Consider the following 18,468-nt stretch of genomic DNA (forward strand, 5'->3'; position numbering starts at 1 on the left):
CGTGATCAGCTCTCCCCTTCTGTCATGAACAGGCGGCTTCGGGGAGAGGCCGCAGGGGAGGGAAAGGCGCCATGACGAGCGCTGCGGAGCAGATCACCCAGGCGTGCCCCGAGTGCGGGGCCGGGATCGAGGGGGACCGGCGGTTCACCCTGTGGTGCGCCGCCTGCGAGTGGAACGTCGACCCGGCGAAGCCGGAGCCCGAGCGCGGCCGGGTCGACCGGACCCGGCGCGCCCTGGCCCGCGGCTATGGCGAGAAGCTGCTGGACGAGGTGGCGCAGGGCGGTGTCCTGGCCGCCCGCCGGGACACCTCGGCGGTCCTCGCTTACGCGCTTGCCCTCGCCGTGCACGCCGTCACCGCGGTACTGCTGCTGGCCGGCGTGTGGTGCCTCGGACGCGGCTGGGGTGGCGTCGGCATGGTGGCGGGGGCGATCCTGCTGGCGATGGCGATGGCGCTGCGGCCCCGGTTCGCCCGGCTGCCGAGCGACCGGCCGGTGCTGCGCCGCGCCGACGCGCCGGAGCTGTTCGCACTCATCGACGACGTGGCCCGCTCGGTCGGCACCCGCACGGTGGACGCGGTCGTCGTCGGCGACGAGGTCAACGCCAGTGTCAGCGTAGGGGGCGTGGCAAAGCAGCTTGCCTGTCTGGTGAACGCGGGCTCCCGGTACGCAGACGCGGTCGGCTACCCCGATGCGCCCCGCGCTCAGTGACCAAGGAGCCCTGTGGGCGGGCGGGTCGGTCCGATAGAGTCGGAGCCGCGGCGGTGCACGACCGCCAGATTCCGTGAGGGAAGCCGGCCCACCTCCAACCCGCGCAGGTGGCCGCGATCACGGGGTCGTCGGTGTGGTCGAAGGGCGTGCTGAACGCGATGGCGGCGACCGCGGAGGCGGGGGGACGTCCCGGGGCCAGGTGATCCTGATCGGCTTCGTCGTGCGGGTGCTGGCCGTCCGGCTCGGCGGGGAACTCGTGGGAGAGTTCGCCGCGTTCGACAACAAGCCGCGGTCGGCCACCGCTGCGCGCCGCATGCGCGCGGGCCGACATCGCCTGGGACACGTGCGGCCGACGGGCGCAGGGAGACGGCTATCTACTCGTGTTCGAGCCTGGCATCGACGAGACCAGGGTCGTGCCGGACCTTCTGGAGGGCCTCGCCTCCGCGCTGGCCGACGCCAATGCCGCGGTCGCGTACCCGCGGCGCGTCCGGATGCGGGCCAGCCTGCACCAGGGCATCGTCCACGAGGCAGACAGCGGATACGCCGGATCCGCCGTGGTCGCCCTGTTCCGCGTCCTCGACTCCGACCCCGTACGCCGCGCCCTCGTCGACGACCCCTTGACCCAGCTGGTCGCCGCGTTCTCGGACGGGCTCTACCAGGACCTCGTCTCCCATGGCTACAGCGGCCTGGCCGCCACAGGATTCCGGCGGGCGGAGATTCACATCGCGGCGAAGAGCTTCACCGGTGTGGCTTGGATCCGTGCCCTGCCGGCTGCGCCGACAGCCCGACGGATGAGGACAAAGACCTGACATGAGCCCGTAGGTCCTCTGTCCGCAGTGGGAGGGTGGCGAGCAGCCCCGGTGGGCCGTCCGGGCGGAGCCAGGCCGGTCGGCGCCGCACCGTCCGCGTTACCGAAGTGGACCGTGCCGCCGGAGGACTCCGCCCCGCTGAAGTGCCCGTCCCCCGTCGGTGCGGGAGCGTTCGGGCCGGAGGAGGCCGCCCGTGCCGGCGCTCGGGTGGGTGGCGGCAGCGGTCGGAGCCCGACGACCAATACGGCGCCGAGCCGCTCGCAGGACTCGGCGATCAGCTCCCAGTACCGGCGATCACGTCGCCGTCCAGTGGGTCAACGTCGGCCCGCCCAGGACGCCGGCGATCGGATGCAACGGGTACGCGAACGAGGTGACGACGCCGAAATACCCACCGCCGCCGCAGACCCCACCAGCGAGGAAGTGCGCGACCGGCTGCGGGTCCTTGCCGAAGAGCGCGGCACCACCATCACCGAGCTGCTGGAAGAGCTCGCCTCCCGCGAGCTCACGGAAGCCGAACGAGAGCAGCGCGCTGCCGAGGCGGCCCGTGAGCTCGATATCCAGTACACAGAGCAGGTCCAGCAGGCCGGTCAGGATGCCTGGGCGAAGATCCGCGCCCACCAGGGCGGCACCGCCGCGTGAACCTGACGGCTGTCCTGGACCACACCGCTCTTGCCGCGCTGTACCGGGCCGACCCCTTCTTCACCGGCCTCTACATCGAGGCCTCACGCGGCACCGGCCGCGTCATCATCCCCTCCCTGTCCATCCTCGCAGCCGAGCGGCAGGTCGCCGGGGCAGGCAAGCACGCGGCATCCTTGCGATTCGCCGAGCACATCCCGTTCACCGCTGCGCACTCCGTAAACGCGATGGACTGGAAAAACGTGGACTGGCCGGTAGCCCACGCGGCTGCGATCGCCTGGCACGCGATCAAGGCCGGGGAGCCTCTCACGGTTCTGTCGCTGGAACTCGAGCTGTACGCGGGTACCGGTATCACTCCGCTGAGCCCCACCTGACCCGCACTCCGGGCGAAGGCGAGGCCGTTCCCCGGAGGGAGCGGCCTCGCTGTGGTGGCCCTACCAGAAGTTGTTGATCAAGTGACTGCCGGCTTGCGTGAACGACCGCAGCGGCGCAGCGAGACTCCCTGTGGCCCGCAGCAGTTCCGGGACGTCCTGCCGTCCGCGCCCACATCCCGCGCCGTGGCGCCCGCCCCCGCGCCCGGCGGTCAGAGCAGGCGGATGATGTGCTGCTGCCACCGTTACAGCCACTCGCTGTACCCGTCCTCGCCGGGGGCAGGGGCGCCCGGTCTCGATCGCCTTGCTGCTGCGGAGCACCTGGACGGCTACGCCGTGCGGGTGGCTCTTGCCGGTCAGGAGGCAGACCGCCCAGTGGGTACCGACCGCCTCCGGCTAGCGCTTGCGGGCGGCCTGACGAGTGATCCCCGAGGCTTCACCCAAGTCCGCGTAGGCGGCACCCGCCCGGCCCGCGCGAGTGGCAGCGTCGATGGCCAACTGCTTCGTAGTGTCGTCCGCGGTGACCCACTTGGCGGGCAGGCCGGTAGCGAGGCAGCGGCAGACGATGTCCCGGGCCAGCTCTCCCTTGGTCGCGAAGCCGCGTTCGTCGGGGATCTTCGCCGCCCGGCAGCGGTCACGATCGGACGTCCAGGCCTTGGGCAGGTAGAGCTCCCGGTCCACCAGGGCCCGGCCCGAACTGGTGGCGTAGGCGGCGAACACCCCGATCTGGCAGTTGTCGATCTTTCCCGAGGTGCTTCTTGATGAACCCGGCGTCGTCGATGATCAGCACTCCGTCCGGTCCGAGCCGCTCGGCGACGTAGGCACGGACGTCGTCACGCAGGGCGTCCGCGTCCCAGACGCTGCTGTTCAGCAGCCGCTGAAAGCCGTCGGGGGTGCGGTGGCCTGCCCATTCAGCGAGCTGCCAGCCGTTCTTGCGTGTCGCCCGCCCCAGCAGACCGCGGACGTAGTCCCGCATCCGCCACCGCAGATCCGCCCGAGCGAACCGGCCCGCCACCCGGGCGAACACCGACTCCAACTCCTCAGCCCAGCAACCGACTTCAGTCATGCCCTCCATGCCAGGACAACGACAATCGCCAGCTCAGGACACGATCCGCTGCTGGAGTATTAAGGGTGCCTCGGGTTCCGGCGGGGCGGGCGGGGCGGGTTCTCGCGTTCGGCCTCGATGATGTGGGCGATGGCCTCGGTGTGCTCGTCGCGAAACTCCGCCGTTCAGGTCGTCGCGGGTACCGGCCATCAGTTGAGCTGATCAGCCGTCATGAAGTGCCGGGGCTAGGTTGTGCAGGCTCACTTGTTCGAATTGGATGAGGATGACGACCCTGGGCAAGCAGTTAACTCCTTTGGGTGATGCGAACGTCGAGGTGATGGGCATACGATCTGGTCGGCTTGATGATGCCTTTGGGTGCTCGGGCGTGGCCGGAGGGGCTGAAGCCGGGGCGGGGGGGGATTGTGGCGCGTGCGTCTGGGAGAGCTCTGTGTATTTTGGGGCTGACGGCAGCGATCTGCGGGGGGCTGTTGGCCGGCTGTTCCGACGGTCGGAGCCGGGCGGCAGGGGAACGGGAACCGCATGCGAGTCCGGGTGCCAGTCGTAGCACATCGGGCGCGCAGAGCGGAGGGCTGGCGGGATCGGCTGGTGCTGATGGTGGGGTTGTGGCGCCGGGGGCGTCCCCGACCGTTGTGTGGGATCCGGCACGGCAGCCGGGAACGGCCGGTCAGGCGCAGAAGCTCATCCGGAAGGTGATCGCGGGCCCGGAGTTGTTCGGGCGGGGGGTTGTTGGTGCGACGCCGTACGAGGGCGACCCAAGCCGCTGGGCGGTATTGGGCCAGGACTGCGCGTGGCGGCAGGAGCCCTTGCCGAAGGATGTGCTGGCGACACTGACCCGTTACTTCCAAGTGCCTGCGGAGGGAGGCAAGGGATCAGTGCGGCTGTCGGCCACGGTCAGTGTGCATCGCACGGCCCTGGGCGCGGACTGGGCCCAGGCGGGCACGCTGGAAGAGGTGATGGGCTGCCCGGAGCAGACGCTGCGCCCGGGTGAGCGGCTGACCGGCCTGATGTCGGCCTCACAGGTGTGGGGCGACGGCGCCAACCGTTCCGGCGAGGACCGGCTGCATGAGAGCGGCCAGTGCCGCAGCCGCACCCGCGGCGGCCCGTATCCCTACGTCTGGCTGCAATCCACCTTCGGACCGGTGACGGTCGGGGTCTCCGCATGCGGGGGCCAGGGTCGCAGTGAGGAAGAGGTGCAGCGCATGGTCGCCCAGTCCTCGGGCTGGATGCGGTCGGCACTGGAGGACGAGATCGGGCGGCCCGCCAGGGTGCCATCCGGATCCTCGGAGCCGGGCGCCTGGTCCGGCGAAAACTCCTCCACGCCCGGCACGCATGGGGGCGCGTGATGGAGCCGCTGGTCGCATCCGATCCCTCCCGCCTGGGCGGGTACCGGCTGCTGGGGCGGCTGGGCGCGGGCGGCATGGGCGTGGTCTACCTAGGCCGCGCCGCCGACGGGGAACTGGCCGCGGTGAAGGCGATCCAGCCCGAATACGGCGGTCAGGCCGAGTTCCGGGCCCGGTTCCGCCGCGAGATCGCCTCGGCTCGGCGAGTGGTGAGCCCATGGGTGGTGCCGGTGCTGGGCGCGGACACTGAGGCCGGGGCCCCGTGGCTGGCGACGGCGTTCGTGCCGGGGCCCTCTCTGGACGAGGCGGTCGCGGCCTGCGGGCCCCTGCCGGTTCGTGTGGTGCGGTCCCTGGGAAACGTGCTGGCGCAGGCCCTGTCGGCCGTGCACGAGGCGCGCCTGGTGCACCGGGATGTCAAGCCGGGCAACGTCCTGCTGGCGCTTGACGGGCCACGGCTGATCGACTTCGGCATCGCGCGCCCGACGGCGGCCGAGGAGACCGCGCTGACCACGGGCGGCATGGTGGTGGGCACTGCAGGGTTCTTCTCCCCGGAGCAGGCACGTGCCGGGCGGGTGGGCTCCGCGAGCGATGTCTTCTCGCTCGGCTGCGTGCTGGCCTACGCGTCCACCGCGCGGCCGCCGTTCGGCACCGGCACCGTGGATGCGCTGCTGTACCGCACGGTGCACGACGCGCCGGACCTCGACGGCGTGGACGATCCGGCCCTGCGGGCGCTGCTGGACCGTTGTCTGGCCAAGGAGCCCGGAGACCGGCCGACGGCCGCGGAGGTGGCCGGGGAACTGATCGGGGAGGCCGGGGACGTCCCGGCCGGCTCTCTCGACTGGTTGCCGGAAGCAGTGCTGCAGATGGTCGCGGACCGGTCAGCCGAGACGCTGGCGCTGGCGGGCATCGAGCCAACCGAAATCTCCCAGCCGGCGGGGACATCTGAGGCGCCCGCCCCCGCAGCACCGGGCCGTCGCCGGATCCTCACCCTCGCCGCGGGCGGCGCTGCCCTGATCGCGACGGGCGGCGGCACGGCCCTGTGGACGGCTGTGTGGGGTGGCGACGAGGCCCCGGCCACCGCGCGAGCCGCAGGGCGTCGGTGGGTCATCGGCGTCCATGCGGACCTGACGGGGCCGCTGCAGCAGGCTGGAAGGGCTCAGGAGAAGGCTGCGCGGCTGGCCGTGGAGCAATTCAACTCCCGCAAGGACAAGCCCTTCGCACTCAGCCTCGAGGTGATCGACGACCGGGGTGAGGCTACGCGGGCGCGGCACGCGGCACGGCGTCTGACCGGCGACCGGGATGTACTCGCCGTCGTCGGTCCCACCGGCTACGCATCGACGCAGGGCGCGGTAGAAGTCTACGAGAGCGCCGGCCTGCCGCTGCTGACGGTGTCCGAACTCTCCCTCGGTGCCGCGAGGACGGTGCTGCTCGCCAAACCGCGCGTTTACTTCCAGGCCGCATCTCACACCTCGTTCGCTTCCGCAGTGACCGTCCTCACGCTCCAGGCGCACGGGGCACGGCGTCTCGGCCTGATGGCCGACCGTGCCGGCCGGGCCGTCAGCTGGGACTCCGCCGACATGGCACGCCAGGTGGCGAATAGCAAAGGGCTGGGTCTGTACCCCCGGGTTGTTCCCTCTGCCGCTTCCGAGCTGGGACCCGTCGTCACCGACATGCTCGATCATGGCATCGACAGCTTCTACTACACCGGCACGCCAGAACGCGCCGCCGTGGTCGCGCGGGCCCTGGCGGCTTCACAGTTCCACGGGCCCCGCTTCCTTGACCCTGCCTCAGCGACCAGTGACTTCATCTCGGGGGTGGGCAGGGCGGCCGAAGGGTGGCAGCTCGTCGCCCCGTACACGAGCCCGGAGGCGGTCGGTATGCGGGGGTTCAACGCCGCCTATCGGCATCGGTACGGCGAGGCGCCGGGCACATGGGCGATCGAGGCGTACGACGTGACGCGGCTGATCACCGGTCGGCTAACCGTCCTCGCCGCGCGGGACGGTCGACGTCCCAGCCGGGAGCGACTGGCCGACGCGCTGGCCCGCGCCGAGTTCAAAGGGCTGGCCGGAATGTATGCATTTGATGAGGACAGGTGGCTGAAGCTGCCCCGCGCGTACCACTACCGTGTTGCCGGCGGCAGGTTCACGTACGTCGGCCTGCCCCGGCTCGGCCAAGCCTGAACGCGGGCGTCAGCGATGCGTGCACTGCGGCCCCGGGACCCTGTCCACCTGGGCGGACACCGGTTGCTGGCCCGACTGGGCGCGGGCGGCATGGGCGTGGTCTACCTAGCTCGCGCCACCGACGGACGTCTCGTGGCGTTGAAGGTGATCCGCGCCGAGCACGCCGCGGACCCGACCTTCCGGGCCCGGTTCCGCCGCGAGGTGAACCTTGCAGCGATGCTCACCGGGCGCTGGGTGGTGCCGGTCACGGCCGCCGACCCCGAAGCGCGCGAGCCGTGGCTGGCCACCGCCTTCATACCAGGGCCGTCGCTGGCCGAGGCGGTGGAGGAGTGCGGGCAGCTGCCCGCACGCACCGTCCTCGCTCTGGGAGCGCACATGGCAGAGGCCCTGAGTGAGCTGCACGCGGCAGGTCTGTTGCACAGGGACGTCAAGCCCGGCAACATACTGCTCGCCCGCAACGGCCCGCGGCTGATCGACTTCGGCATCGCGCACGGCGTGGGCGTGACGGCGCTGACGGCCCCCGAGGCGGTCATCGGCACCCCGGGCTATCTCTCACCGGAGCAGGCCCGCGCGGGCGACGTCGGGACGCCGAGCGATGTGTTCTCCCTGGGATGCGTCCTGGCGTATGCGGCCACCGCGCAGCGGCCCTTCGGCAGCGGCGACCCGGCGGCCGTCCTGTACCGCACCGTCCACGAGACCCCGGACCTCACCGGCCTTGCCCCCCTGCCGCCGGCGGCGCGAGCGGTGGTGGCCCGCTGCCTTGCCAAGGACCCGGGGCAGCGGCCCACGGCGGGAGAACTCAGGAATGCTCTAGTTGCAGTGGCGGCAGCGCGCGACCCCCGCGCCCCCGGGGCGTCTTGGGGACCGCGTCGCAACCCGGCGGCGGAACCTGCCGCCCCGGGCAGCCGTGGCGCGGGCGCGAGCCGGGCCGCCGGAACTCCGGAAGTACCTTCGACATCAGCTGCCAGAGCCACGGGGCCGGAGCCGCGCGGTAAGGAGTCCGGCCGACCCGTCTCAGGGAGTCCGACGCCGGATGGCGAATGGCTGCCCCCCGCCGTACTGCGGCTGGTGGCCGAACGGTCGACGCGCGCTCTGAGCCCACCTCCCCGCCCCTCGACGCCCGCCACACCGGAGCCGCCCGCACTGGCCCCGCCGGCCGGCCCGCACGGCTTGGCTCGGGGCCTCTCCCGCCGTCGCATCCTGACGGCCGGCGGCTCACTGGCCGCCGTACTCGCCACCGGAAGTGCCGCAGCCCTGCTCGCCACCAGGGCGAAGACCGGGCAGGGCCGCTCCGCTCCCCGGGCCCTGCCCACCCACACCATTGGCCTCCAGGCCGACCTGACCGGCGGCCAAAAGGAAACCGCGATCGCCCAGGAGCGAGGGGCGAGACTTGCAGTCGACGCGCACAACGCGCGCAGGGACGCACGCTTCCGGCTCGCACTGACAGCGCATGACGACCAGGGCACGGCCGAGGGTGCGGAGAAGGCCGTCCGCCGCGTGCTGGCCGAGCCCTCCGTCCGCGCCGTGATCGGCCCGGTCGGCGAGACTGCCCTGCAGGCCGCCGAGCCGCTGTACACGGCGGCCCGCATGCCGATCGTTCTCGTCTCGCACGACGGCAGACCGCTGTCCACGGTCACCACCCGTACCCTGTGTGTGACCCGCGTCAGCGACGACTTGGCGATCCAACCGCTGGCCCACTACCTGAGCCGGGTATGCCGCGTGCGCAGAACCGCCGTCATCCAGGACCGCGCTGCGGGCCAGACGGCGTGGAGCCTCACCAGGGATCTTCAGACCGCACCGCCCGGCGAGGGCACGGTCACCGTCCACTCGGTCGCGGCCGAGGACGACGACTTCCGCAAGGCCGTCACCCAGGCTCTGGCCGAACATCCCCAGGCGGTGGTCTACGCAGGGGAATCACCGGGCCGGGCCGCCGCCGTGGCCCGCGTATTGCGACAGGCGGGCTTCACGGGTGTCAGGACGGCCATCGAACCCGTCATGCGCCCGGCATTCGTGCGGGAGGCGGGTGAGGCGGCCGAGCAGTGGGTCTGCTCCGCCCCGTACACAGAACCGGCCTCCGCCGACACCGAGACCGCCAAAGCGTTCACCACCGCGCATCGCACGCGCTACGGCCACACTCCGGGGCGGTGGGCCGCAGAAGCATACGATGCCGTCGGCCTCATCGCCCGCACACTGGACGCACTCGGCGCAGGCAACACCGACGTCGAACACTCCCAAGTCGCCGAGCGCCTCTTCCACACGACGCATGACGACGGGGTGGCTAAACCCATTCGGTTCCTCAGCGACACCACTCACAGCCTGGACCCGCGGGGCGGGAGCTTCCTGTACCAGGTGCGGGACAGGACGTTCCGGTTTCTCGGGCCGTACGACCAGGTCCGCGGGGCGGGGCAGACCCCCTCCCCGGCGGCGACCATCAACGCTGGGTAGTCCACTACCAGGACCTCGACCCCGGCCGTGTCCTTCCGGTGAGGCACCGCCGTGCGCGGCCGGCCCGGCCGCACCGGCCTCCCCGACGACCGGCCGTCGATCACCACAGCGCGAGCGTCCGCCTCGGGCAGCGCCTCCAGATACTGCTCCATGCCGAGGACCCGGCGCCGGAGCACCTCCTCCACCGCGGCCAGAGCCGCCCGCACTCGCTCTAGCAGGGCTCGGTCAGGTTCGTATGGGTGTGGGTATGTCGCGGTGGCAGGTGGGGCAGGCACGGGTCCAGGTGGCGAGGAGTGTCTGCAGTTCACGGACAGCCTGGTAGAGGCTCAGGCCCGCGCCGGATCTTTCGCCACCCGCTTGCAGAACACCGTCGCCAGGTCGTCGCGGACCCGCATCATCGCCTTGTGCGTCAGGCACGCAGTCAGCGCGATGCGCTTGACGGGCGCGTAGTCCCGCAGCGGCGGGCGTCCCCCGCGTCCGCCTCCCCGGCAAAGTCGGTGAGTTTCCGGCCCGAACTGGTGGCGTAGGCGGCGAACACCCCGATCTGGCAGTTGTCGATCTTTCCCGAGGTCCCGGTGTACTGCCGGCCCACCCCGGCCGAGGTGGTGCCCTTCTTGATGAACCCGGTGTCGTCGATGATCAGCACTCCGTCCGGTCCGAGCCGCTCGGCGACGTAGGCACGGACGTCGTCACGCAGGGCGTCCGCGTCCCAGACGCTGCTGTTCAGCAGCCGCTGAAAGCCGTCGGGGGTGCGGTGGCCTGCCCATTCAGCGAGCCGCCAGCCGTTCTTGCGTGTCGCCCGCCCCAGCAGACCGCGGACGTAGTCCCGCATCCGCCACCGCAAATCCGCCCGAGCGAACCGGCCCGCCACCGGGCGAACACCGACTCCAACTCCTCAGCCCAGCAACCGACTTCAGTCATCCCCTCCATGCCAGGACAACGACAATCGCCAGCTCAGGACACGAACCGCTGCTGAAGTATTAGACCGTGTCCTATGTGGTGAGGTGGACGAGCGGCTTGTAGCAGCACAGGGCGGCAGCGAGGCCGAGGAAGGCCAGACACCTCATGAAGCTAAGAGTCAAGCTGCGGCCGAGAGTCGGATAGGGAAGGCTGTTTGTTCATCGAACAGCTCGTGCTCCTGCAGGCAGCGGTAGAGCTGGCCGATCATGCGGTTGAAGAGGTTGCGCAGGGCGGCCGCGTGCCAGTCTCCGTGTATGTCGCGTCGGCGTCGGTAGTGGGCCTTGGCCCCGGGGGATCCGTTGGGGGCCGCGAAGACCCACAGATAGCCGGCATGGTTGAGCCGGTCGTTCTTCACTCTCCGCCGGATGATGCTCGACTTCTTTCCGGAGGCCCTGGTGGTGGGCGAGGAGCCGGCGTATGCCTTCAGACCGCGGGCATCGGCGAACCGCTTCCGATCGTCCCCGATCTCGGCCAGCACCCGGGCGCCGAGCTGGACGCCGAGGCCGGGGAAGCTGAACTCCGCCGGACTGGGCCGTGACGTGGCACGCCCCGCCGACCAGTGCGTCGGCCAGGCCGCCGTGCTGGCCCGTGGCGCTGAGCGCATCCACTTCGTCCAGGCCCAGATGCTCGACACCCTCGCCTCCGCGATGGACGTCGCCGGTCAGCCCGCGGAAGCGGCGCGCATCGCCGGAATGATCAGCCACTTCCCCAGCCGCCGCAACACCCGTGCCCGACTCGCCAGGAGGACACCATCTGCCGGGGCCCGGACCTCCGACCTTGCCCACCCGGCCCTCACCGGCGCGACGAGAGGCACGGCGGCCGGCCGAGCAAGCCCGACGTCTGGCGGCGGACGGAGAGCACGAGCGGGCGGCGGACCTGGTGGCCGACCTGCTGGTCGACGGTCCCTGGACGGCAGCCCTACCCGCCCTCGCGGTCATCGACCGGGAAGCCCTCTTCGCGGCAGCGGACGGTGCTCGACGGGCTTGCCTGAGCGGCGCGCGAGCGGGCACCCACGGTCGCGGGGTCACCGGGGCCACCCGCCGTCCCACACACAACTAACCATCTGGCCGTAATGCATTCAAAAAGGATAAAAGCGAGATCGTCTGACAAGGTGTCGGATGCCGCATAACCTGGGTACGCCGAGCGCCTCGATCCCTCTGCGGTTGCCTCCCGGGCGTGCCCACTACGAGCGGGAGGGAGACGGATGCGTCAGCATCGCCACGTCGCCCGGGGCCCATCGGCTGAGGTCTGCGGGGGAGGGGTGACGGCGCGCCGTGATCGATCTCATGCTCGTCCTGCCGGTGCGCGCCTACCGGGACGCCCTGGTGGCGGTCCTGGAGGCCGAGTCCGGCCTTCGGCTGGTCTGCGAGGCCTCCACCGCGGCCGAGGCGCTCGCCCGCCTCACGCCGCACGAACCAGCCGTAGTGCTGCTCGACTTCGGCATAGCCGACGTGCTGCCCCTGCTGTGCGCCCTTCGCCGCGCGGCGCCCGCCACCCACCTCGTGGGAATCGGCGTGGGGCACGGCCGACGGCACACCGAGGCGGTCGTGCGGGCCGCCGAGGCCGGCGTGGCCGGTTTCGTGGACGCCGACCAGCCGCTGCCGGACGTGGTCACCGCCGTACGGTTGGCGGTGCGCGGTGAGTCGTGGTGCAGTCCACGCATCGCCGCGCTGCTGCTGCAGGCCATGCGCCGCCGCCCCACGCCCCCGGCGATGGCTGCCGGTCGGCCGGGACCGGCGCCGCTCGCGCCTGACGCGACGGGTGCCCGGCTGACACCCCGGGAACGGCTCGTGGCCGAGCTCGCCGCCCGGGGAATGACGAACCGCCAGATCTCGGCCCACCTCGTGGTGGGGGAGTCGACGGTGAAAACCCACATCCACGCCATCCTCCGCAAACTCCAGCTGCGCCGACGGGAGGAGATCGTGGTCAGCCTGGACCTGGGCTTCGCTTTCAGCGCGGCTCAGGGGGGACCGGGCTCGGACCCCGGTACGCAGGATCAGGGTGGAGAGGAGGTGGAGACCGTGTCTCCACCCCATCCTCCACCCCCTCTCACCGCCCCCGGTGGATAGGCCGACCTCACCCGCCGCCCGCACAGTCGAAGCGTGGCGAAGACGACGGAGCTCGACCTCGACCCGCTGACCCGGTGGTGCGGCGATGTCCTGAACCGGGGCCTGGACGGCGCCCCCGGGTGTTCGGCCGACACCGCGCCCCCGATGCCCGACCACCTCGCCGCACCGCTGCTGCGGCACGGGTTCGACGCCTTCGACCTGACCGCCGTGGCGCTGACCCTCGCCCCGGACCTCGACCCCGTCCTCGCGACGGCCCTCTCCGCGCTGACCGGCGCCTCCGGACCGCGCCGCCCGACCCTTTCCGTCATCGCCGACCTCGTCGGCGCCACCGGGCCTGGGCGCGCCGCCGTCGCCGCCCGGCTCTGCCCGTGCGGGCCGCTCGCCCAGGTGGGCCTGGTCCACGTGGCACCGCCCGTCGACCACGCTGTCGTCAGCGAACCGCCCTGGGGCCCCTCGATGCAGAGCACCCTCGTCGCGAGCACCGCCCTGCTGCGCTGGACGTTCGGGGTGACGCGCCTGGAGCCGTCGGCGTACCCGGCCGTCCGCGACGACCTCGGCGCTCCGGGCACCCCCGCCGACCCGTCGGCGGCCGAGATCGTGGCCGAGCGGCTGCGGACGCCCGGCCCCACCCTGACCGTGCTGTCGGGCCGGCGCGCGGCCGACGCGCTCGGACTCGCCCTGCACGCGGCCGCACGCTGCCGCCGCCCGGCCCTCACGGTGGAGGCGGCGGCACTCGTCGCCTTCCCCGCGGCGGCCCGGGTGGCCGCGGAGGCGCTGCTGCGGGATGCGGTGGTGGTCGTCATCGGAGACACCCGGCCGGTTCCGCCCGCCCGCTGGCAGACCCTGTCGACGGTCGTCGTCGTCGGGCCCGTACCCGTCCTGGACGACATCGGCCGCGACGTCGTCTGCCTCGACGTCCGATCGGCGCCGGGGGCGTCCGGGGGGAACCAGCTCGTGGACCAGCTGCGCGGCCGCGGGGTGAGCGTCGCGGCACCGGAGGCCGACCGGATGAGCCGCTGGGAACACCTCGACCCGCAGGACATCGGCCGGCTGGCCACGACGATCGCGGCGCGCAGCCGCTCCCGGGCCGACCCTGCACGGATCCCAACAGTCACCGCGGACGACCTCACCGCCGCCTGCCTCGGCGTCGTCGGCCACGAACTCGCGTCGCTCGCCACACCGCTGGCTGGCGCGCGCGACTGGTCCGCACTCGTCCTGCCCGAGCCGCTGCGCGGCCGGCTGACCGAACTGGTTCGGCAGGCGGCCGCCCGCTCCGAGGTGCTCGACGGCCTCGGCTTCGCCGAACTCCCCGGCCAGCCACGGGGCGTGACGGCGCTGTTCGCGGGCCCGAGCGGCACCGGGAAGACCCTGGCGGCACGCCTCGTCGCCGGCGATCTCGGCCTGCCGTTGTACCGGGTCGACCTGTCGCGCACCGTCTCGAAGTACATCGGCGAGACCGAACGCAACCTCGACCAGGTCTTCTCGGCCGCGGAGCGCTCCGACGCCGTACTCCTCTTCGACGAGGCCGAGGCGCTTTTCGGCAAGCGCAGCGAGGTCCAGGACGCCCGGGACCGGTACGCCAACATGGAGATCGCCTTCCTCCTCCAGCGGATGGAGAGCTACGAGGGCGTGGCGCTCCTCGCCACCAACCTCCTCGGACACCTCGACGACGCGTTCGCCCGCCGTCTGTCGTTCTGCCTGCGCTTCCCGTTCCCCGACGCCGCGCTGCGCGCCCGGATCTGGCGCGCCGTCTGGCCGCGGCGCGCCGTACTCGCCGCCGACGTCGACCTGGACGCCCTCGCACAGCGGCACCTTCTCTCCGGAGGCCACATCCGCAACATCGCCGTCACCGCCGCCCACCTCGCCGCGACGGACGGCAGGCCGATCGACGCCGAGTGCGTCGACCGCGCCGTCGAGCGGGAGTACGAAAAGCTCGGCATCGTGCCCGAGCCCCGCACCGGCGCGGAGGGACGATGACCACCGCGCCCCCCGGGCACGCCGCCCGCGACGGCCGGCCCCCTTCGCTGCTCGCCCTCCTGCGGGGAGAAGGGCGCCGGCTCGACGCCGATGTGCGCGGCGCCATGGAACGGTCGCTGGGCGCGCCGTTCGGCGATGTCATGGTGCACGCCGGACCGGCCAGCGCGGCCGCCGCCGACCGGGCCGGGGCCGCGGCCTTCACCGTCGGACGTCATGTCGTCATCGGCGCCGCCGGCTGCGACCCGCGCAGCGTACGCGGCCGGATGCTGCTGGCGCACGAACTCGCGCACGTGGTCCAGCAGCGGCGCGGCGGAGGCGACCTCGACCTCGGCGCGGCGCTGCCCGGACCCGCGCTGCCCCGCCACCACGCGCACGGCGGCCCCACCGAGAAGGCGGCGGCCTCCGCCGCGGCGGGCAGCGCGCTCGGCCTGGCCGCGCCCGTCTCCGGCGCCGCGCCGGTCGGGATGGCCCGGCAGGACAAGGCGGAGGAGAAGGACTGGAAGTCCGCGCTGTGGGCGAAGGCGAAGGAGAAGATCCGCGACAAGACCAAGGAGACCCTGGGACTGGTCGAGGGCGTGGCCATCGAGGCCGGGCAGATCGTGGACACCGTCGCCTGGATGCCGTACGCCGCCCAGGCCGCCGTGGACAAGGCGATCGACACGGCGGGCAACCACCTCGGCGCCTCGAAGGAGACGCTGACGGCCATCAAGGAGGCTGTGCCGGGCGCGGCGGCCCTCAACGCCATCAAGACGAAGGCCGCCGCGAGCGGCATGCTCGACCCCGTCACCGGGACCCCCATGGTCAGCGGAAAGATCACGGAGGGGTTCGACGAGCTGGACAAAGGGCTGGACGAGCATGTGTTCAAGGGCGTGAAGGAGGAGGAGGGCTTCTTCACCAGCCGCGACATCGGCCAGCTGAAGGGGGCGATCGGATCCCAGGTGGCGCTCAGCTTCGTCGGCGTGGAGGAGATCCAGCTCGCTCTGAAAGTCGTCAGCGGGATCGGCGCCTTCAAGGCGATCGCCGACGCCGTCCAGCACAACGCCTCCGGGTTCGCCACCGACCGCCGCTTCTGGACGGCGGTGGCCGGAGCGGTGCTGCACGTGGTGGGGCTGCGCTCGGCGTCGTCGGGGAAGAAGCTGTTCACCTTCATCGTGGACGTCGTCTCCACCACGCTCTCCGGCGCCGCCGAACTCGCCCAACTGCGCGAGGACTACCTGAAGCCGGAGGGGGAGGAGCGCGACAAGGCCCTGCGCAAGGACATCCAGGCCCTGATCCGGCTCGTGGCCGGGGCGGTCCAGCAGGCGCTCAGCCACCACCGGGGCCTCAAACGGGCCACCGCGCAGGCGCATACCGAGCCCCCGGCCCCGCCCGCCCGGACCGCCGCCGGCGATGCGCCCGCGCCGGAACCGGCGACCGCTGGCAAACCGGTCACTCCCGTACCGGACCCGGCGACCACGAGCAGGTCGGCCGTTCCCGTTCCGGGCCCGGTTGCCACGCCGGAGGCAGCCACGCCCGCCCCGGCAGCCGAACCGGCCGCCGTCCCCGCTCCCCGCACACCAGCCCCCGAACCGGCCGCCGGCAACGGCGAAACGTCTGCACCTGCGGTGAGCGATCCGGCACCGCACGCAGGCGGCGCGGTCCCGCCCGGTCCAAAGGCGGCCCCGGCCCGCCTGGCGGACGACAGCGTCCCGGCGCCCACGGCGGGCGAGGTCCGTGAGGTGCCCCTCCCGAAGGGAGCACCGGGCAAGAAGGACCTGGACCGCGCCATCGCGGCGACCGAGGGGCCGCACAGCACCGAGCCGCAGCCCTCGACGGCCGACCCGACCGCCGCAGCCCCGGCACCCGCCCCGACCGGTGCAGCCCCGGCACCCGCCCCCAAGCCCGTGAAGCCCGCGACGACCGGCGAGAAAGCCGCGGTGAAGCGGGTGGAGGCCGCGACCGCGAAGAAGGACCTGGCGGCACAGACGCTGCGCGACGCCAAGGCCGGGCTGCGGGCCGCCGAGAAGCGGCTGGCGCGGGCCGAGGCCGTCGCCGTCACAGCGAGCGCGGCACATGCCAAGGCGTCCGGCGGTCAAGGCTCCGGGAAGAAGGCTTCCGCCGCACAGAAGGAGCTCGCCAGGGCACGGAAGCAGCGGCAGCGGGCGCAGGACGCCTTGGTCGCAGCGCGAACGGAGGCGACCCGTACGGCGGGCAACCTCCGCGAGGCGAAGGCGATGGCGCGCAGGGCCGCCAAGCCCGCCATGCCCGCAAACTCCGTCAACCCCGCCAAGCCCAAACCGGGTGCCCCGATCGGGATGCCCAGCGGGCTGCCCCCCGCCTGGGACCACGGCAGGTACCCGCGCGGTCCGCGACGCCGGTGGAGGGCCGGTGACTCCGTGGACATGCCGAACCCGTCCGGCGGTTACCCGGGCTGGAGCACCATCCGCAAACGGGTCTGGAAGACGCTGGCGGCCAAGGAACTGGCCGCCCGCTCGGTGAGCACCTCCGCCGCGGACACGCAGCTGCTCGCCCTCAACCCCGTCCACGCTCTCTCCACCGCCGAACTCAGGGCAGTGGCCAAAACCGGTGACATGCCCGCCCGGGTCAGGGCGGAGATCGAGCACGCCCGCATCCCCCAGCGCATCGGCCGACTGCTCGAGAAGGCCGGCGTCGGCAAACACCGCGCGCGCGAGCTCTCGAAGTCCGGCGCCGCCTCCAACCTGGACCCCACCGTGCAGGATTGGCACGCGGTCGTGGACAACTTGGCCCACATCTTCAACGGCAAGCGCACCAAGCGCAACCCCGTCCTGCCGGCGTCGCTGGACGACCGGGCGGAGTTCCCCCTGGGAAGCGCCGGCAACGAGGAGATCGTCGAGATCATCCGCGCCCTCAAGCAGCCCGGCGTCGACCTCGACGGACCGGCGGGCACCCGGCTGCGCGAGATCCTCACCGTCGAGAAGGCCCGTCGGCGGGGCTGGGCGACCTGGGAGGTGCCGTGATCGACCGGCTCGACCTCCTCCTCGGCCAGACCCTGAAGACCTCCCTGCCCCAACTCGCCGACCGCATCGGCTTCCAGCCCCCCGACGACACCTGGCGGCAGCGGGTCGGCGCGGGTACCGGTGTATGGCTGAACTGCGCCCTGGTGGATCTGCGGGAGGTCCGTCACCGGCGCTCCACCGGCGTCAGGGTCACGCACGACCCGCCGCGCCGCGCGCGCCCCCCGTTCCTGCTGTGCTGCCACTATCTGCTCAGCGCCTGGAGCAGTGCCAAGGACTGTGCCGCGGTCGCCGCCAGCGTCGCCGAGCACGCCCTGCTCGGGCAGGTCGTCGCCACGCTCGCCGAACGCGGCGCGCTCACCCCCGCCGAGGTCCTCACCCCGGACGAACTCGCCCAGCTTCCCGCCGCGTGGCGGGAGGCGGACCTCGACACCGGCCTGCTGCCCCCCGAGGGCTTCCCCAAGGTCGCCGAGTTCTGGGGGACGCTGGGCCGCGCCGTCGCCTGGCGTCCGGTCGTCTGGCTGGCCGTCACCGTTCCCGTGGTGCCCGAGCCGTCCTCCGTGGACGGCGTGGTCACCACGCTGCTCACCTCCATGGGCCCGACGGGGGGACCGGTGGGGGGACCGACGGAGGTCCTGGCCGCCGTCGGCGGGCTGGTCGAGGACGCCGCAGGGCCGCACGCCGGCAGTCCGGTGCCCGTGCCGCAGGCCCTGGTCACCCTCACGGACTCCGCGGGGCGGCTGCGCGCACGGGCGCGCAGCAGAGCCGACGGCTCCTTCGTCCTCGACGGCGTCCCGCCCGGCGACTACCTCGTCACGGCACGCGCGCCCGGCCACACCGTGCCGCGCCCCGAACCCGTCACGGTTCCCGTCCCGACCGGCGGGCCCCTCCGGCTCCGGTTCACCTGAACCACCCCGCAGCCGCCGCAGCGCT

The 18,468-nt window shown here is 72.5% G+C and carries 11 protein-coding genes and 3 pseudogenes; 10 read left to right on the plus strand and 4 right to left on the minus strand.

The window, feature by feature from the left end:
• The first annotated feature begins 71 nt into the window (after positions 1-71).
• Complete coding sequence (locus tag ACFYOV_RS28595) at positions 72-707, plus strand: M48 family metallopeptidase (RefSeq protein ID WP_389092430.1); 636 nt, start codon at positions 72-74, stop codon at positions 705-707.
• A 380-nt stretch (positions 708-1,087) separates the two neighbouring features.
• Positions 1,088-1,516, plus strand: a complete 429-nt coding sequence (locus tag ACFYOV_RS28600; protein ID WP_389092433.1) for a hypothetical protein — start codon at positions 1,088-1,090, stop codon at positions 1,514-1,516.
• 294 nt (positions 1,517-1,810) lie between these two features.
• Here ACFYOV_RS28600 and ACFYOV_RS28605 read toward each other — a convergent pair whose 3' ends face one another.
• Positions 1,811-2,134 carry a hypothetical protein gene (locus tag ACFYOV_RS28605; protein ID WP_389092435.1) on the minus strand — a complete coding sequence of 108 codons (324 nt, stop codon included), beginning with the start codon at positions 2,132-2,134 and terminating at the stop codon, positions 1,811-1,813.
• Between the two features lie 17 nt (positions 2,135-2,151).
• Here ACFYOV_RS28605 and ACFYOV_RS28610 point away from each other — a divergent pair, with 17 nt between their 5' ends.
• Positions 2,152-2,526 carry a PIN domain-containing protein gene (locus ACFYOV_RS28610; protein WP_389092437.1) on the plus strand — a complete coding sequence of 125 codons (375 nt, stop codon included), beginning with the start codon at positions 2,152-2,154 and terminating at the stop codon, positions 2,524-2,526.
• A 393-nt stretch (positions 2,527-2,919) separates the two neighbouring features.
• Here ACFYOV_RS28610 and ACFYOV_RS28615 read toward each other — a convergent pair.
• A pseudogene (locus tag ACFYOV_RS28615) lies at positions 2,920-3,598 on the minus strand (IS701 family transposase).
• 794 nt (positions 3,599-4,392) lie between these two features.
• Here ACFYOV_RS28615 and ACFYOV_RS28620 point away from each other — a divergent pair.
• From ACFYOV_RS28620 to ACFYOV_RS28630, 3 genes are read left to right on the plus strand one after another with little or no spacing between them, the layout of a single operon-like run.
• On the plus strand, positions 4,393-4,932 hold the full coding sequence (locus ACFYOV_RS28620; protein WP_389092439.1) for a hypothetical protein: 540 nt from the start codon (positions 4,393-4,395) through the stop codon (positions 4,930-4,932).
• Entirely contained in the window at positions 4,932-7,109 is a 2,178-nt protein-coding gene (locus tag ACFYOV_RS28625; protein WP_389092441.1) for a bifunctional serine/threonine-protein kinase/ABC transporter substrate-binding protein, read from the plus strand. The genes ACFYOV_RS28620 and ACFYOV_RS28625 overlap by 1 nt, the downstream gene beginning before the upstream one ends.
• Positions 7,110-7,124: 15 nt before the next feature.
• Positions 7,125-9,554, plus strand: coding sequence for an ABC transporter substrate-binding protein (locus ACFYOV_RS28630; RefSeq protein WP_389092444.1), 2,430 nt, complete (start codon positions 7,125-7,127; stop codon positions 9,552-9,554).
• A gap of 454 nt (positions 9,555-10,008) precedes the next feature.
• Here the strand turns inward: ACFYOV_RS28630 and ACFYOV_RS28635 are convergent.
• Positions 10,009-10,425 (minus strand): annotated as a pseudogene (locus tag ACFYOV_RS28635) (transposase); the annotation flags it as partial.
• A 207-nt stretch (positions 10,426-10,632) separates the two neighbouring features.
• A pseudogene (locus tag ACFYOV_RS28640) lies at positions 10,633-11,028 on the minus strand (transposase); the annotation flags it as partial.
• A gap of 760 nt (positions 11,029-11,788) precedes the next feature.
• Between ACFYOV_RS28640 and ACFYOV_RS28645 the strand changes: the two are divergent.
• Genes ACFYOV_RS28645 through ACFYOV_RS28660 form a run of 4 tightly spaced genes read left to right on the plus strand, consistent with a single transcriptional unit; the run spans position 11,789 to position 18,443 of the window.
• Entirely contained in the window at positions 11,789-12,583 is a 795-nt protein-coding gene (locus ACFYOV_RS28645) for a LuxR C-terminal-related transcriptional regulator (RefSeq protein ID WP_389092446.1), read from the plus strand.
• 33 nt (positions 12,584-12,616) lie between these two features.
• The gene (locus ACFYOV_RS28650) at positions 12,617-14,560 is read left to right on the plus strand and encodes an ATP-binding protein (protein ID WP_389092447.1); all 1,944 of its coding nucleotides are present in this window, start codon (positions 12,617-12,619) and stop codon (positions 14,558-14,560) included.
• Positions 14,557-17,538: a DUF4157 domain-containing protein gene (locus ACFYOV_RS28655; RefSeq protein WP_389092449.1), complete on the plus strand. Its 2,982-nt coding sequence runs from the start codon at positions 14,557-14,559 to the stop codon at positions 17,536-17,538. The genes ACFYOV_RS28650 and ACFYOV_RS28655 overlap by 4 nt, the downstream gene beginning before the upstream one ends.
• Positions 17,535-18,443, plus strand: a complete 909-nt coding sequence (locus tag ACFYOV_RS28660) for a Pvc16 family protein (RefSeq protein WP_389092450.1) — start codon at positions 17,535-17,537, stop codon at positions 18,441-18,443. The genes ACFYOV_RS28655 and ACFYOV_RS28660 overlap by 4 nt, the downstream gene beginning before the upstream one ends.
• Positions 18,444-18,468: the final 25 nt, after the last annotated feature.

The organism is Streptomyces sp. NPDC005931 (genome assembly GCF_042871235.1).
Lineage (GTDB): Bacteria > Actinomycetota > Actinomycetes > Streptomycetales > Streptomycetaceae > Streptomyces.